This window comes from Vescimonas fastidiosa (assembly GCF_018326305.1).
GTDB classification, from domain to species: Bacteria; Bacillota; Clostridia; order Oscillospirales; family Oscillospiraceae; genus Vescimonas; species Vescimonas fastidiosa.
The window spans coordinates 1,178,981-1,194,910 of sequence record NZ_AP023415.1 but is presented as its reverse complement, the minus strand read 5'-3'; the positions used below and the strand labels follow the sequence as shown (position 1 = coordinate 1,194,910).

The window sequence follows — 15,930 nt, the reverse complement described above, 5'->3', positions numbered from 1 at the left end:
TGCGCGCAGCAGACTGCAAACCTTTTGCCGGAAAAACCCGGAGGGTTTTTCGACAGCCTTGCAGAAACGGTGCAACCCTTGCGGTTGCACCGTTTTTGCGTCATCATGTCAAAAGGCCTGTTCACCCCGCTGCAATATTACACCCCGTCCCCCTTAGGCGCATTCTGTATGGGGATGCGCTCCTTTGTAACCGGGGCATAGCGGATAAGGCTCCCGCCCTCCAGGTCCTCCCGGTGCATATCCACGCCGATAATGCGGTGGTTATCATAGGTGGTGTAGTAGTAAATGCCCCGGTCTGTGTTGCAGCAGGAGGTATAAAGAGTGATCTCGTATTTTCCCTCTCCCAGATGGCAGCAGCCGCGCTGCTGGTCCACGGAGCCGAGAATGTGGAAGAACTGGCTGACGCTCTCCTCCTCGCTCTCTCCACACCGGGAATTCAGCTTCGTAAAGGCCACCCGAACAAACCGGGACTGGGACGAAAGATCTCCCGGCAGCCCCAGAGCGCCCATGCCCCGGCTGTACTGCGGCAGTGACAGGCCCGGCCCGAAGGTAGCCTCCACAGGGTCGGGGGAGAGGTGGCGGTAGTTGGCCAGGTTTTGCATCTGCATGGGAAACGGCGGGTTGTTGGTGAGAACACCCACGGGATTCTCGTAAATCATCAGTCCCTCTGCCACGGATTCCACGGTAAGGGAGCCCTCCCGGTCGGCAATGAGCCAGTGCAGCTGGGCCGCAGGCAGCCCGGGGCGGAAGGGCGTGTCCAGGATATTCATGCACTCCAGGCGCTTCCGAGCCTCCGCCACAGAGGCGCATTGGCTCAGCAGCCAGGGGATCAGCTCAAACTGGGCGATATTTTCCTTGCCCGGGGCGTGGGGATGGTAGCAGGCGTTGCCCACGAAGTTCAGTCCCGCTATGGCAAGGCCCTTTTCATTGACCGCGTCGTAAAAAAGGGGCGTGTCCTCCATCACGCAGGCCATACCGATCATGGCGTAGTGACGGGTCTGGGTCTCCTGCTCCAAATAGTGCAGGGGATAGCTCCGGGGCAGGATCACCACCTGGTCCCCGTAGGAAAATTCATAGTCCAGTGTGCGCCCAAAATAGAAGTCCTTTGAGCGAAAAGCGGCAGCGGTACACATAAACGGTTCCTCCTCTGTTCGGTCTCGGCATCCGGAAGCCCTGCAAAGCTCCGGGGTGGAGTCGTGGGCCTGCAATGCTTACTTATATTATACCGGGCTGTCAATAACGCAATCGGCACGGAAAAAGACTTTTTTGCCCCGATGCAGCACAGGGGTTCGGGCCTTCTCCCTAAAAAACACTGTGTTGATTGGGTTTAATAAAGCGTTTATATAAAAATACCCCCAAATTTTCGAGTATAAACACCTTTGAGAACGGGAATATTTTACAATAAATTTACATACAGGCTATTTTTATAGCCGAAAAAAGGAGGCGCATCTCATGAAAAAAGAAACTATAAGCGACCTGACAACAGAAAAAACAGAACTAAAGCGAGAAATAGGTGCCTTTGGTGGTGTTAGCATTATTGCTGGTATCATGATCGGCTCCGGTATCTTCTACCTGGGTGCCTATGTGCTGCAGCGTGTGGGCATGAACAGCGGTCTGGCTCTGCTGTGCTGGATTATCGGCGGCGTCATTTCCCTGTTTGGCGGTCTGGCCTATGCGGAAATGGGCGCGGCAATGCCCCAGTCCGGTGGCCGTGTGGTCTACCTGAATGAGGCTTATCATCCCATCGTGGGCTTCATGAACGGCTTTGTGGATTGGCTCATCGGCGGCCCCGGCTCCGTGGCTGCTCTGGCCCTGGCTCTGATGGGCGTGTTCCAGCCCATTTTCCACCTCAGCGACTTCGGCTGCAAGATTGCCGCCGTTGTACTCATCTTCGGTATCACCGCCTATAACATGGTGGGCGTTAAGCTGGCCTCCGTGGTGCAGAATGTCTCCATGATCGCCAAGATGGTGCCCGTTGCCATCATTCTGCTGGCAGCCCTGTTTGTCGGCCATGTTACCCCCGACCTGTCCTTTGGCTCTGCCAGCGTCTATGCCGCCGAGAACAACACCAGCGTTTTCAGCATGATCGCCTTGGCCGTTGTGGCCTCCCTCTGGGCCTATGAGGGCTGGACCAACCTGAACACTGTGGCCGAGGAAATGAAGAACCCCCGCAAGAATCTGCCCCTGGCCCTTATCATCGGCATCGGCGGCGTTACGATTCTCTACGCCCTCTTCAACTTTGCCATCATGAAGGTTCTGCCCCACGAGGAGATCGCCTCCATGATCGACGCCGGCGACCTGTATCTGGGTACGGCGGCTGCCAAGAAGCTGCTGGGCAGCGCAGGTGCCGTGGTGGTTACCGTGGGCATGGTTCTGGCCATGTTCGGCAGCATGAACGGCCTCATCCTGGCCCAGCCCAGAATGTACTATGCCATGGCCAAGGAGGGCCACTTCTTCAAGAGCTTCACCAAGCTGAATAAGCAGAAGATCCCCTATGTGCCCGTCCTTGTCCAGGCTGTCATCTCCAGCGCCCTGGTGCTGCTGCGTAACCTGAGCGAGCTGACCGACATGGTGGTGCTGAGCAACATGCTCTTCAATGTCTTGATCGTTCTGGCTGTGCCCATCCTGCGCAAGAAGTTCCCCAATATCGAGCGTCCCTACAAGGTGTGGCTCTATCCCGTGTCCATCATCTTCACCGCCATCGTGTTCCTGGCCCTGTTCGTCAACTCCGCCATTGAGAATCCCGTCCTGGGCTCCATCGGCTTCACCGTGCCCGCTCTCGGCGCCGTTGTTTACCTGATCTTTGACCGTAAGCTGAAGAAGGAAGCGGCGGAGAATAAGGAGGCTAATGATGGCTGAGCTGTATTATAATGCCAAGGTCTATGTGGAAAAGGGTCATTATGAGCAGGCAGTTTTGGTTGAGGACGGCATCATCCGCCGCATAGGCAGCAGCGATGCCCTGCTCTCCGAAGCCCCTGCCGACGCCGTCCGGGTGGACTGCGGCGGCCGGACCATGATCCCCGGTCTCAACGATTCTCATATGCACTTTGCCCAGTTCAGCGAGACGCTGAATCAGGCCCGGATTGCCGATGTAAAGTCCATCGGGGAGCTGATCGAGGTGTGCCGCAAGTTTGCCCAGGAGCACCCCCAGCGTGTGAAAAACGGTCTCCATGCCATCGGCTGGAACCAGGACTATTTCACCGACGGCGGCCGCCTGCCTGACCGGCACGACCTGGACAAGATCAGCACCGACTATCCCATCGTGCTGGAGCGCGTCTGCGGACACATTGTTTCCGTCAACAGCAAGCTCCTGGAGATCCTGCAAAGCACCGGCGAAATAGACAAGTGCAAGGGCGAGGACTGCCTCACCGATGAAAACGGCGTGCCCAACGGCATCTTCACCGGCAACGGCTGCAACATCGCCAAGCGTCTTATCCCGGAGTTCACCCTGGAGGAGCGCCATGAGTTCATGAGGGATGCCATGGACTATGCGGTTTCCCACGGTCTCACCAGCGTCCAGAGCAACGATGTGGGCACCACCTTCCTGGATACCCCCGCTGCCTTCCGCCTGCTGCACGAGATGTATGATAACGGCGAGGGCAAGGTTCGCTATCGCCATCAGGTCTGCTTCAACAACCTGAAGGATTTCGAGGAGTACCTGACCCATGGCGAGTACGCCGTGGGCGAGTATAAGAAGGGCTCCTGGCTCACCCTGGGCCCCCTGAAGCTGTTCAAGGACGGCAGCCTGGGCGCCCGCACGGGTCTCATGTCCCAGGGCTATGTGGACGATCCGGAAAACCACGGCCTGGAGTGGATCAGCGTGGAGGATATGGACCGCTACTGCCAGCTGGCAAAGAAGCATAATCTGCAGGTGATCACCCACTGCATCGGTGACGAGGCTGTGCGCCGCACCGTGGGGTGCTATGAGCGGGCCTTCGTGGACGGCAAGAACAAGCTCCGCCACGCCGTTGTCCACTGCCAGATCACCGACCGCGCCCTGCTGGAGCGCATTGCCAAGGACGATATTCTGGTGTTTGCCCAGCCCATTTTCCTGGATTACGACATGAACATCGTGGAAAAGCTGTGCGGCAAGGAGCTGGCCTCCACCTCCTACGCCTTCGGCACCCTTCTGCGCATGGGCGTGCATCTGTCCTACGGCACCGACTGCCCTGTGGAGGACTGCAACCCCTTCACCAATATCTACATGGCCGTTACCCGCAAGGATAGACAGGGCCGTCCCGCAGGCGGCTTCTATCCCGGCGAGTGCGTGGATGTGGAAACGGCTATTGACGCCTACACCAAGGAGAGCGCCTACGCGGAGTTCCAGGAGGATGTCAAGGGCCGCCTGATGCCCGGCTATTATGCGGACATGGTCCTGCTGGATCGGGATATTTTCACCGTGGATCCCATGGAGATCAAGGACATCCTGCCCGTAATGACCATTGTGGGCGGCAAGGTAGTTTATAAGAAATAACGATTACGAAAAGCGACAGGGCTGCTCGTTCAGTGCGTATGTTTGTGCGAGCTGAACGGGCGGCCCTCTTGTCGCTATAGGCAAGAAATTAGGAGGAAATAAGATTATGGGCGTAGAGAGCAGATACGGCCTGACCTTCGGCTACATGGAGCACGGTCAGCGCAACCTCATTACCGATGTGCCGGGTGTTCGTGTGGGCCAGGTGACCATCCACGACGGGGAGATACATACCGGCGTCACCGCCATCATTCCCCACACAGGGGATGTGTTCCACGAGAAGTGCCTGGCCGGGGCCCATGTTATTAACGGCTTCGGCAAGAGCATCGGCCTGGTCCAGGTGCAGGAGCTGGGCACCCTGGAGACCCCCATTTTGCTGACCAATACCCTGTCCGTGGGCACCGTGTCCACGGCGCTGGTGGAGTATATGCTGGAGCGAAACGACGACATCGGCCTGGATGCAGGCACGGTCAATTCCCTGGTCATGGAGTGCAACGATGCCCGCCTCAGCGACATCCGCGGCCTGCATGTCACCAAGGAGCACGCCCGTGCGGCTCTGGCGGCAGCATCGGAGACCTTTGCCGAGGGTGATGTGGGCGCCGGCGCCGGCATGGTGTGCTACTCCCTCAAGGGCGGCATCGGTTCCGCCTCCCGGCTTTGCCATCTCTATGGCGAGACCTACACCGTGGGCGCCCTGGTAATGACCAACTTCGGCACCCTGCGTGACCTGCGTGTGGCAGGAGACCCGGTAGGCGAGCGGCTGTACCGGCAGGAGCAGTCGGAGCTGAAGGACAAGGGCAGCATCATCATAGTCCTGGCCACCGATGTACCCCTGTCCTCCCGCCAGTTGGAGCGTGTGGCCAAGCGTGCCCAGTCCGGCATTGCCCGCACCGGCGGCATCTCCGGCAATGGCAGCGGCGAGATCGCTCTGGCTTTCACCACGGGCAACAAGCTGGCCCATTACAGCAGCGACCGGCTGGAATCTATCCGCCTGGTCTACGAGGAGGATATCGACGAGGTGTTCCGGGCGGCCATTGAGAGCGTAGATGAGGCCATCATCAGCTCCATGCTCCACGCCTCCGCCGTAACGGGCCGGGCAGGCAACCACTATAAGAGCCTGGCCGACCTCTATAAGCCCGGAGAAAAGTAAGAGGAAATTGCCATGAAAAAGAGTATAGGCATCATCGGCGGCATGGGCCCCCTGGCCACGGTGGATCTGTTCGAGAAGATCATCCACGCCACGGACGCCGCCCGGGATCAGGATTTTCCCCATGTGATCGTGGACTGCAATACGGATATTCCCGACCGCACCGCGGCCATTCTCAGCGGCGGCGAGGACCCGGTGCCCCAGCTGGTGCGCTCAGCCCACGCCCTGGAAAGGGCCGGGGCCCAGGTGCTGGCCATGCCCTGCAACACCGCCCACTGGTTTTATGACGAGCTTTGCCGGCACACCGACCTGCCGGTGCTGCATATGCTCCGCCTGACGGCGGACAGCCTGGAGCGGGAGGGCATAGGCACCGTGGGCCTCCTGGCAACAGACGGCACCATACGCACCGGTATTTATGAGACGCTTCTGGCGGACCGGGGTATAAAGGTCGTCAAGCCCGATGCCGTGGGGCAGCGTCGGGTCATGTCCGCCATCTATGACGGGGTGAAGGCCGGAAACCTGGCCGCCATTGACATCCCGGCCCTGCGGCAGACCCTGGATGCTATGCTTGAGCAGGGAGCGGAGCGCTTTGTCCTGGGCTGCACGGAGCTGCCCATAGTCTTTTCTCAGTGCGCCCTGGCGTATTCCGTAGCGGACCCCACGCAGATCCTGGCCGAGGCCGCCGTGGCCTTTGCCGGTTATCCCGTTAAAAAGCTCTACTAAGGAGGCCCCTCTATGCGTATTTTGCTTACGAATGCAGAGCGCCTTTGCGCCGACCCCACCCTGCTCGCCCAAAAGGCGGAGCGCTTCGGCGTTCCCGGGTGCAGTGTGGCTCTGATACGGGGCGGGGAGGCGTTTGGCTCCGTCACCTGCGGCGTTCGCGGCGAAGGGGGCGAGGGGGTAACGGAGGACACGCTCTATGAATGTGCGTCCCTGACCAAGCCCCTGTTTGCTGTGCTTGCGCTGCAATTAGCGGACCGGGGCCTCCTGCCTTTGGATGAGCCGGTGGCCGCCCAGCTGGGAGGCATCCCCTGGTCCGAGGAGGCAGACTTCGAGAAAATCACCCCCCGCCACATTCTCAGCCACGGCTCCGGCCTGCCCGATTGGCACAGCCGCCCCATGCCCATGCTCTTTGCCCCGGGCACGGCCTTCGGCTATTCCGGCCAGGGCTACTATCTGCTGCAGCATTTGGCGGAAAAGCGCACGGGCAAGACCCTGCCGGAGCTGTTTGAGGAGCATATTTTCGTCCCCTTCCGCATGAGCCGCTCCGCCGTGCTTTGGACTCCCTCCGTGGGGAGTGCCATCTCTGTGGGCTTCGATGCGGCGGGAAAGCCCTGCCGGGTGCGCAGCGGCGTTGACCTTACAGGCAATGCCCCCGAGCCCAACGCCGCCTGGTCGCTGTATTCCTGCGCCTCGGACTATGCCCGGTTCCTCATCGGACTGCTTCGCTGCCGGGGCTGGCTGCGGGAGCGTACCTATCAGCAGATGGGCTCCGTGCAGAACATCGCCGATGAGGCCATTGCCTGGGGCCTGGGTGTGGGTCTGGTGCGCAAGCATCCCGACCTCCAGTGGCACTGGGGCGATAACGATGGGTTCAAGTCCCTGGCCCTGTGGGATAAAGGGACCGGAGACGGTCTTGTGGTCCTCACCAACAGCGACCGAGGTCTCTCCCTGTGCTATGACCTGGCAGCCCAGCTGACCGATGCGGACTTTTTGGAGAATATGGCCGCCTTTATCGAAACGGCGGAGTAAAGAGACTTTAAGGCTGCCAGTGCATAATTTGTCCGTCACAGGCGGACAAATTATGCGCGCAGCAGACTGCAATCCTTTTGCCGGAAAAACCCGGAGGTTTTTTCGACAGTCTATCAGCGTGGCGAAAAGACTTTTTCACCACGCTGATACTTCCTTTTCCCCTTGGGATATGCTATACTGAGCCATAGAAAGAATAGGTCTGCGGATACGGCAGTAAAGACGGGCGCGTGCCTCCCCATAAATGGGACCTTCCCCCGGGTGCCGCTGCTTTTGAAGAGGTTTGAGAAATTAAAAAACGCCGTCCGGCGTCTCAAAGTGCTTTCGGGAAAGCCCGACCCCTTTGCCGCCGCAGAGATAGGAGCAAATGTCATGGACCAAAGAGACCTTCTCATTAAAAACGGAAAGATCCTCTGTATGGACGGGGGCCGGTGCGCCGACTGGCTGCTGACCCATGACGGCAAGATCTCCCGTTTGGGCGTGGGAGACTGCAGGCCGGAGTATATCTCCGGCACGGTGCAGACCATTGATGCCAAGGGCCACACGGTTCTGCCCGGCTTTATCGATAATCATTTCGAGGTGGTCCGGTTGGGGCTGGAGTGCGGCTGTGTGGACCTCTCTCCCGCCCGGAATTACGAGCAGATGGGCCAGATCCTCCGCCGGGAGGCCGCAAAGCGCAGCGTGATCACGGCCTATCATCTGGACAGCAGCTGCCTGGAGGAAAAGGCCCTCCCGGACCGCCGGGTCCTTGACCGCTACTGTGCCGATAAGCCGGTGCTGATCTTTTCCCTGGACCGCCATACCATCATGCTCAATACGGTGGGCATTCTCTATTATAAGATCCCCTTCACCCTGCCGGGGATCCAAACGGATGCAAACGGCATTCTCACGGGTATTTTCACCAACCAGGCGGAAAACCGCCTGGAGAGCAATGTGATGGATACCCATTCCTATGACGATTTTGATAAGGCGGCGGCCCTGGGTTCAAAAATGGCCCTATCCTACGGCGTGACCACCGTGGCCGCTATGGAGTGCCGGGGTGCCCAGGCGGAGCAGGCCCCTCTGCGTGCCAGCGATTTTTTGGTGCGCTATAAGGACCGCTATCCGCTGACCATAGAGATTTTCTATCAGACCACCGAGTGTAAGCGCGCCCTGGAGCAGGGCCTGAAGCACATCGGCGGCGCGCTGTATATCGACGGCACCATGGGCGGCCGGTCTGCCGCTCTGTCCTTCGACTATGCCGATGCTCCCCACAAGCGCGGCTGGGTCTATCTGACCCGGGACGCCCTGACCCAGTTCACCATGGAGTGCTGCCAACACGACCTGCAAATCGGCTTTGACGCCATCGGGGACATGGCCATTGAGGCGGTGCTTCAGGCCTTGGAGGCCGCTGCGGAGAAATACGATGTCCCCGCCATGCGCCACCGAATCGAGCATGCGGAGCTGATTACCCCCTCTCAGATGGAGCGGGCCGCCCGTCTGGGAGTGATCCTGTGTATGCAGCCCGGCTATGAGGGGCTGTGGGGCTATCCCGGGGGTATGTATCAGCAGCGCCTGGGCGCCCATTACGGCACCACCAACCGCTTCCGCCGCATCATCGACAGCGGCATAACGGTTTGCGCAGGGGCCGACCCACCCGTCACCCATATCAATCCCCTTCTGGGGATCCATTACGCCGTGAATCACCCTGTTCCTGCCAACAGCGCCACCCTTCAGGAGGCCCTGGAGATGTACACCGTTAACGGGGCCTATGCGCTTTTCCTGGAAAAGCAGAAGGGCAGCCTGCGGGAGGGCATGGACGCAGACATCGTCATCCTGGATCGCGACATCACACAGACGGACCCGCAGCAGCTGAAGGAAGTCAAGGTGGACATGACCATTAAGGGTGGCCGTGTCGTGTTTAACAGAATGGCAAGCCTATGTTAAGTATTACATTTATGGGGCAGACGCAGTTTCTGCTGGACGGCGTGGATGTAAGCGGGCAGATCAGCAGCAAGTCCGCCGCCATCCTGGCGCTGATTTTGATGAACAGCTCCCGCCAAATGCGCCGCAGCGACCTCATCGGTTTTCTCTGGGGCGAGAGCGAGGACGATGCCGCCAAATATAATCTCCGCTTTAACCTCTGGCAGATCAAAAAGACCCTTGTGCAGGCGGACGGAGAGCCGTTCTTGCTGGTGAGCAAGGATGTGGTCGGGATCAATCCCCACTTCAGCTTCCGCTGCGACATTGTGGAAATCGAGCAGGCCGACCCCGAAACCATGGACTCCATAGGGGAGCTGAAGCACCTGCTGTCGCTTTTCCGGGGCGATTTTCTTGAAAATTGCAGCCTGCACAACTGCGACGGCTTCCTGGAGCATATCATTCTGCGCCGGTACTATCTGGAAAACCGAAAGCTGGTGGTCTATCACCGGCTGATTCACCTGACCTATGAGAATAAGCTCTATGACGACTGCCTGCAGCTCCTGTCCGCCTGCGAGGAAATAGACCCCTATAATGAGGACATTGTGCAGATACGCCTGGAGATTTTGCTGCAGCGAAACGCCCGGCGGGAGGCCGCCCAGTACTATCAGATGTTTTGCAGCCGTCTGCTGCGGGATGTGGGTGTGGAGCCGTCGGTGAAGCTGCAGGAGCTGAGCAAGCACCTGCACCTGCAGGAGAGCAAGGAGCCCCGGGGCCGTGTGCTGCATTTGGAGGTCTGCACCGTTCCGTCCCTGCCCGGGGGCTGGATGTCCCAGGTGCTGCGGGCCCTTTACGGGTGCGGCCAGGTCAACTGGGCCGATTACCTGACGGCGCAGCAGCTTTCCGACCTGGCGTATTTCCGGCCCGAGCTGGGAGAGTGCCTCTGCGCCCCGGTGCCCCTGGTGCGGATAGCCGAGGCGTTCATGGATCTCATCTGCGCCCTTTGCGCGGGAGACTCCATCCAAAAACTGGAAATTCAGTCTGTAAACGGCGCTCCCCTGGATGACCTCAGCCGGGATGTAGCCGCCGTCCTTCAAATGAAATGCGGGAGCAGCCTTGTGCTGCTGTAAGCCCCGCGCTCCTCTGCTCCCCGACCCGCACTGCGCAGGCCGGGGAGCGGCACTTTATGGCCGGGTGCAAAACAGGACGGGCCGGGGCTGCTTCGACACCGAATCCGTCACCGCTTCCGTCCCAAATCCGTCACCGCAGCTGCACCAAACTGCACCAAATGGCACCGATGCTCCCCCCCCTTACAAAACTGTCACAGCCCTGTCACCCGAAGCGATGGCGGAGCGGCCCGGTTTGCCGTAAAATAAGCCTGTAAATCAGATTTCGGAGGTTTAATATGGAAATTTTAAAGGTTAATGAAGTGAAAAAAACCTATACCTCCCGCTTTGGCGGCAACCGGGTCCAGGCCCTGAAGGGCGTGACCTTTTCTGTGCAGGAGGGGGAGTATGTGGCCATCATGGGCGAGTCCGGCTCCGGCAAAACCACCCTGCTGAATATCCTGGCGGCCCTGGACAGGCCCACGGCCGGAGAGGTGCTTTTGTCGGGGAAAAACCTGGAGACCATCCCCGAGGGGGACCTGGCCGCCTTCCGCCGGGACAACCTGGGCTTTGTATTCCAGGAGTTTAACCTGCTGGATACTTTTTCCATTGAGGACAATATCCTCCTGCCCTTGGTTTTGGCGGGAAAAGGTGTGCAGCAGATGCAGCAGACCCTGCTGCCCCTGGCCCGGTCTCTGGGCATTGAGGACATCCTGCACAAGTTCCCCTATGAGGTATCCGGCGGCCAGAAGCAGCGCGCCGCCGTGGCCCGGGCCATGATCGCCGGCCCCAAGCTACTCTTGGCGGACGAGCCCACCGGGGCCTTGGATTCCGCGTCCTCGGCGGACCTTTTGCGGATGTTTGAAAAGGTCAACGGCCAGGGCCAGACCATCCTCATGGTCACCCACTCCGTGGACGCCGCCTCCCATGCCGGGCGGGTGCTGTTCATCCGGGACGGTGTGGTGTTCCACCAAATTTACCGGGGTGAGTGCAGTGACCAGCAGCTCTATAAAAAGATCAGCGACACCCTGACCATGCTCCGCACAGGGAGGGACGCTGAATGAAAAGGGGATTTTTTCTGAAGCTGGCCCGGAGCAACATCAGCAAGAACCGCCGGTTTTTCCTCCCGCGTATTCTGTCTGAGGCAGGGCTTTTATGCGTGTTTTACATTGTGTTCACCCTCCGGACCGACGAACGCATCCTGCAGCTCCGGGGCGGACAATACATCGAGGTGTTCATGTCCATCGGCGTGGCGGTGATGATGCTGCTGTCGGTAATTCTGCTGTTTTATATCAACAGCTTTCTCATGAAGCAGCGCAAGCGTGAGTTTGGCGTTTATAATATTTTGGGCCTGGAAAAGCGGCACATCTGCCGGGTGCTTTTCCACGAAACAGCCCTTAGCAGCCTGGCATCCGTGGTGCTGGGACTTGCGCTGGGGACGCTGTTTTACAAGCTCTGCTCTCTGCTTATCTGCCAGCTGCTGAACGCGGAGATCGTTTTGGGCTTTTACTTTATAAATGCCAGGAGCCTGGCCCTGTCCGGAGCCTTTTTCCTGGTGCTGGATGTGGTGGCCTACGGCGTCAACTGCGTGACCATCGCCCGCCTCAAGCCTGTGGAGATGCTCTCCTCTGCCAATGTGGGCGAGCGGGAACCCAAGGTCAAGTGGCCGCTGCTGGTGCTGGGCCTGCTGGCCCTGGGTGGGGGCTATTACATTTCCCTTACTACCCAGAATCCTCTGAAGGCCATTGTCCTGTTCTTCGTGGCGGTGATACTGGTGATCATCGGAACCTACTTTTTGTTCGTGGCCGGAAGTATTTTTGTGCTGAAGGCCTTGAAAAAGAATAGAAGGTTCTATTATAATAAAAAACACATGCCTGCCGTATCGGGTCTTCTCTACCGCATGAAGCAGAACGCCGTGGGCCTGGCCTCCATCGCAATTCTGGCCACAGGGGTGCTGGTGATGATCTCCACCACTGTGAGCCTGTATGCCGGGGCGGAGGAGACGGTGAAGCGGAACTATCCCCAGGATTATTATCTCTCCGCACGGTATATGCAGTGGAGCGATGAGGGCGTGTTGCTGCACTCGGAGGATATGCCCCGGGAGACCCTGCTCCGGGCCGTAGAGCAGGGGGCGGGAAAAAACGGCCTGACCATAAAGGAGATGGACTTCCAGGAGTATCTGACGGTCTCCTATAAGAATGAAAACGGCGTCCTGTACTGCCGGCAGGCGGACGGCAACGCCGCCGACAGTCTCAAGGGACTCAGCGTGATGACCTATATCACCCAGGAGATGTACCGCAGCCTGGGCGGGGAGGAGCTGAACCTGGCTGAGGATGAAATCGCCGTGTGTCCCATGGACATCCGCCAGAGGGGCCTTGACCGGACGGAGATCACCATAGAGGGGGACAGCTATCAGGTGAAAACCGTGCTGCCCGAGTTCCCCATTCGGTCCGGCATGGAGGAGTTGTCCACCAACTGCTACGGCGTGGTGGTAGCAGACGAGAGTGTGCTGGCGCACCTATATGACCAGCAAAAGCAGGTCTACGGGAACGCGGCCTCGGACTATACCCGGCGTATCGCGGCGAGCTTTGCGGGCCGGGGAGCCAACGGTGATGTAGGAGAAAAGCTGGAGCGGGATGTGAAGGCGTACCTGAAGGAGGCGGCCTTTCCCCAGCAGCAGGAGCCGGGTGAAAGCCTGATCATCACAGGCAACACCGTGTGGGGCGCCCGGGAGTCCGTGACGGCCATGTGCGGGGCACTGCTGTTTTTGGGCATTATCCTGGGGCTGGTGTGCCTGTTTGCCACGGTGCTGATCGTGTATTACAAGCAGATCTCCGAGGGTTACGAGGATCGGGCCCGGTTCCAGATCATGCAGAAGGTGGGCATGAGCCGCCGGGAGGTGAAAAGCACCATCAACAGCCAGGTGCTGCTGGTATTTTTCCTGCCGCTGGTGGTGGCGGGGATGCATTTGGCCTTTGCATTTCCCATTTTGGAGAAGGTGCTGCACATTTTGCTTTTGTCCAGCACGAGCTTGTTTGTGGTCTGCTCGCTTGTCACCTTCGGGGTATTTGCGGCGGTGTACACGCTGATCTATATGGCCACGGCCCGGACCTATTATAAAATCGTGCGGTAAGGCGTAGGGGGCGGACAGAGGCGTCCGCCGCTACGGAAGCATTATTGATGGTGCAGTACGGCGGGCCGATGTAGGCATCGGCCCCTACGGGTGGTTTGCAAGAAGTCTGTGGGGCGGGCGACCGCGAGGGTCGCCCCTACGAAAGCGCTACAAGAAGGTGCGGTGCGGGGAGGAATCCCCCAGTCACGGCTTCGCCGTGCCAGCCCCCTTTAGGCAAGGGGGCCGAGGGGGCGGGAGATGCGGATTGCCACGACCAGTTTGCGAACTGGTCTCGCAATGACAGGTTTTTGCAGGGAGTACGGGGAAAGACTCCCCCAGTCACGGCTTCGCCGTGCCAGCCCCCTTTAGGCAAGGGAGCCGAGGGGACGGGGGATGCGGATTGCCACGACCAGTTTGCGAACTGGTCTCGCAATGACATGGTTTATTATGGGCGAAGGCCACCTCTTATGAGATAGCCTGAGACTGTCGATAAAGTGGCAGGATTTGCGATAACGGTAAGGAAGGGTGTGTGAGGGAAACCCAAGAAGGGTGTCCCTTACCATTGAAATCAGTAGTTTTTGAAGCTTTTTCAAAGCTTCAAAAACTTAGGCAGCGGGGCGAAAAGATTTTTTCGACACGCTGGCTTATGCCCGTGGGAGGAGGAAATGCATGTATCAGATCCTACTGGTGGAGGATGACCGGGCCCTGGCGCTGGCGGTGCAGAAGCTGCTGGAGAGCTATGGAAGCCGGGTGCGGTGCGTGGAGGATTTTGCGGATGTTTTGGGGGAATTTGCCGCCTGTCAGCCGCAGCTGGTGCTTATGGACATTAAGCTCCCTTACCGGGACGGGTACTATTGGTGCAGCCGGATTCGGGAGATTTCGGCGGTGCCGGTGGTGTTTCTCTCCTCTGCGTCGGACAACATGAACATCGTCATGGCCCTGAACATGGGCGGGGACGACTTTATCGCCAAGCCTGTGGACCCCATGGTCCTTACGGCCAAGGTGCAGGCGGTGCTGCGGCGGACCTATGAGATCGCCGGGGCAGGGCAGACCGTGGAATTCTGCGGGGCTACCCTGAGTCTGGGCGATGGCTGCCTGCACACGGAAAAGGGACGGGTGGAGCTGACAAAAAACGAATTTCGCATTTTGCAGCTGCTGCTGGAAAACCGGGGGAAGATCGTGAGTCGGGAGGAGCTGATGATGCGCCTGTGGCAGAGCGACCTCTATGTGGAGGAAAACACCCTGACGGTAAATGTGGCGAGGCTGCGGAAAAAGCTGGAGGAGGGCGGCCTGGAGGGCGTGATCCTCACGAAGCCGGGCAGGGGGTACATCATTCTATGAAAAAGGGACGCAGGGGGGCGGTCCTGGGGGACTGCCTGCGCAAAAACCGGGTGGCGATTTTGCTGTGGGTGCTGACGGTTTTGACGGAATGGGTGGTGTTTTACCTGTACCGCATTATGTGGGAGCCGCTGCTGTATGCCGGGGTGCTGACGCTGGCTTTGGGGCTTTTACTGCTGGGACTGGACCTGCGCAGGGAAATGCAGGCGGCCCGGGAGCGGCTGCGGCTGCGGGAGGCCATTTTGACCGAGTGGAATAGTCTGCCTGAGGAAAGGACCTTGGAGCAGGCGGACTACGGCGACATGATCCGCAGTCTGGGAAGGCAGCTCCGGCAGGAGACCGCCGCCCAGGAGGCGCAGCGGCAGGACATGCTGGACTACTACACCACCTGGGTGCATCAGATCAAGACGCCTATGGCGGTGATGAAGCTGTATCTGGGGGCGGAGAGCCCGGAGCATCGGGCCATGGGGGCGGAGCTATTCCGCATGGAGCAGTATGTGGACATGGTGCTGCAGTACCTGCGGCTGGACGGGGGCGAGAACGATCTGGTCATTACCCGGTGCGACCTGGATGAGCTGATAAGGGAGGCCGTGCGGCGGTATGGGCCGCAGTTTGTACTGCGAAAGCTGAGCCTTCACTATGAGCCCACGGAGCGGACGGTGGTGACGGACCGGAAGTGGTTTGTGTGTATTTTGGAGCAGCTGCTCTCCAACGCCATCAAGTACACCCCGGAGGGATACATTACCATCCGGCTGGAGGGGGACTGCCTGCGCATTTCGGACACGGGCATCGGCATCGCCCCGGAGGACCTGCCGCGGATCTTTGAGAAGGGGTACACCGGGGAGAACGGGCGTCTGGAGCGGACCTCCAGCGGACTGGGGCTGTATCTGGCGGGAAAGGCGGCGGCGCTGCTGCACATTCCCATTACCGTGGACAGCAGACCCGGGCAGGGGACGACCTTTACCCTGCACCTGAGGCAGGAGGGATAAAAAGAAAATTAGCCGGACTCCGGCGGGGTAAGACCCGAGGAGTTCGGCTTTTTGATACGCTGCCGGGGCCGGCTTATATAGCACAGGGGAAAGAAAAAAGGGGCCGCGCAGGGGGCAAA

Annotated in this window: 12 protein-coding genes; 11 read left to right on the top strand and 1 reads right to left on the bottom strand. The window is 59.3% G+C overall.

What is annotated here, in order from left to right; all coding sequences use genetic code 11:
- Window positions 1-137: 137 nt before the first annotated feature.
- Window positions 138-1,133 carry a choloylglycine hydrolase gene (gene bsh / locus KI236_RS05780; RefSeq protein WP_212820103.1) on the bottom strand — a complete coding sequence of 332 codons (996 nt, stop codon included), beginning with the start codon at window positions 1,131-1,133 and terminating at the stop codon, window positions 138-140.
- Between the two features lie 319 nt (window positions 1,134-1,452).
- On the opposite strand from bsh, the gene KI236_RS05775 reads away from it, so the two are divergent.
- From KI236_RS05775 to KI236_RS05725, 11 genes are all read left to right on the top strand, one after another.
- Window positions 1,453-2,859, top strand: coding sequence for an APC family permease (locus KI236_RS05775; RefSeq protein WP_212820101.1), 1,407 nt, complete (start codon window positions 1,453-1,455; stop codon window positions 2,857-2,859).
- Window positions 2,852-4,474 carry an amidohydrolase gene (locus KI236_RS05770; protein WP_212820099.1) on the top strand — a complete coding sequence of 541 codons (1,623 nt, stop codon included), beginning with the start codon at window positions 2,852-2,854 and terminating at the stop codon, window positions 4,472-4,474. The genes KI236_RS05775 and KI236_RS05770 overlap by 8 nt, the downstream gene beginning before the upstream one ends.
- Before the next feature lie 106 nt (window positions 4,475-4,580).
- Entirely contained in the window at window positions 4,581-5,621 is a 1,041-nt protein-coding gene (locus KI236_RS05765) for a DmpA family aminopeptidase (protein WP_212820097.1), read from the top strand.
- Between the two features lie 12 nt (window positions 5,622-5,633).
- Entirely contained in the window at window positions 5,634-6,341 is a 708-nt protein-coding gene (gene cuyB / locus KI236_RS05760; RefSeq protein WP_212820095.1) for a cysteate racemase, read from the top strand.
- Window positions 6,342-6,353: 12 nt separating this feature from the next.
- Window positions 6,354-7,370 (top strand): serine hydrolase domain-containing protein, encoded by a 1,017-nt coding sequence (locus KI236_RS05755; protein WP_212820093.1) that lies wholly within the window; start codon window positions 6,354-6,356, stop codon window positions 7,368-7,370.
- 369 nt (window positions 7,371-7,739) lie between these two features.
- Window positions 7,740-9,293 (top strand): amidohydrolase, encoded by a 1,554-nt coding sequence (locus tag KI236_RS05750; RefSeq protein WP_212820091.1) that lies wholly within the window; start codon window positions 7,740-7,742, stop codon window positions 9,291-9,293.
- Complete coding sequence (locus KI236_RS05745; RefSeq protein WP_212820089.1) at window positions 9,287-10,396, top strand: AfsR/SARP family transcriptional regulator; 1,110 nt, start codon at window positions 9,287-9,289, stop codon at window positions 10,394-10,396. Before KI236_RS05750 ends, KI236_RS05745 begins: the two co-directional genes overlap by 7 nt.
- A gap of 275 nt (window positions 10,397-10,671) precedes the next feature.
- Window positions 10,672-11,436, top strand: coding sequence for an ABC transporter ATP-binding protein (locus KI236_RS05740; RefSeq protein WP_212820087.1), 765 nt, complete (start codon window positions 10,672-10,674; stop codon window positions 11,434-11,436).
- Window positions 11,433-13,505: an ABC transporter permease gene (locus tag KI236_RS05735; RefSeq protein WP_212820085.1), complete on the top strand. Its 2,073-nt coding sequence runs from the start codon at window positions 11,433-11,435 to the stop codon at window positions 13,503-13,505. Before KI236_RS05740 ends, KI236_RS05735 begins: the two co-directional genes overlap by 4 nt.
- Window positions 13,506-14,153: 648 nt before the next feature.
- Window positions 14,154-14,825, top strand: coding sequence for a response regulator transcription factor (locus KI236_RS05730; RefSeq protein WP_212820083.1), 672 nt, complete (start codon window positions 14,154-14,156; stop codon window positions 14,823-14,825).
- Entirely contained in the window at window positions 14,822-15,811 is a 990-nt protein-coding gene (locus KI236_RS05725) for a sensor histidine kinase (protein ID WP_212820081.1), read from the top strand. The genes KI236_RS05730 and KI236_RS05725 overlap by 4 nt, the downstream gene beginning before the upstream one ends.
- The last annotated feature ends 119 nt before the right edge of the window (window positions 15,812-15,930 follow it).

Excerpts from the sequence above, each read along its gene's own strand:
- bsh (WP_212820103.1), bottom strand. The coding sequence starts at position 1,133 with ATGTGTACCGCTGCCGCTTTTCGCTCAAAGGACTTCTATTTTGGGCGC.
- KI236_RS05775 (WP_212820101.1), top strand. The coding sequence starts at position 1,453 with ATGAAAAAAGAAACTATAAGCGACCTGACAACAGAAAAAACAGAACTA.
- KI236_RS05770 (WP_212820099.1), top strand. The coding sequence starts at position 2,852 with ATGGCTGAGCTGTATTATAATGCCAAGGTCTATGTGGAAAAGGGTCAT.
- KI236_RS05765 (WP_212820097.1), top strand. The coding sequence starts at position 4,581 with ATGGGCGTAGAGAGCAGATACGGCCTGACCTTCGGCTACATGGAGCAC.
- cuyB (WP_212820095.1), top strand. The coding sequence starts at position 5,634 with ATGAAAAAGAGTATAGGCATCATCGGCGGCATGGGCCCCCTGGCCACG.
- KI236_RS05755 (WP_212820093.1), top strand. The coding sequence starts at position 6,354 with ATGCGTATTTTGCTTACGAATGCAGAGCGCCTTTGCGCCGACCCCACC.
- KI236_RS05750 (WP_212820091.1), top strand. The coding sequence starts at position 7,740 with ATGGACCAAAGAGACCTTCTCATTAAAAACGGAAAGATCCTCTGTATG.
- KI236_RS05745 (WP_212820089.1), top strand. The coding sequence starts at position 9,287 with ATGTTAAGTATTACATTTATGGGGCAGACGCAGTTTCTGCTGGACGGC.
- KI236_RS05740 (WP_212820087.1), top strand. The coding sequence starts at position 10,672 with ATGGAAATTTTAAAGGTTAATGAAGTGAAAAAAACCTATACCTCCCGC.
- KI236_RS05735 (WP_212820085.1), top strand. The coding sequence starts at position 11,433 with ATGAAAAGGGGATTTTTTCTGAAGCTGGCCCGGAGCAACATCAGCAAG.
- KI236_RS05730 (WP_212820083.1), top strand. The coding sequence starts at position 14,154 with ATGTATCAGATCCTACTGGTGGAGGATGACCGGGCCCTGGCGCTGGCG.
- KI236_RS05725 (WP_212820081.1), top strand. The coding sequence starts at position 14,822 with ATGAAAAAGGGACGCAGGGGGGCGGTCCTGGGGGACTGCCTGCGCAAA.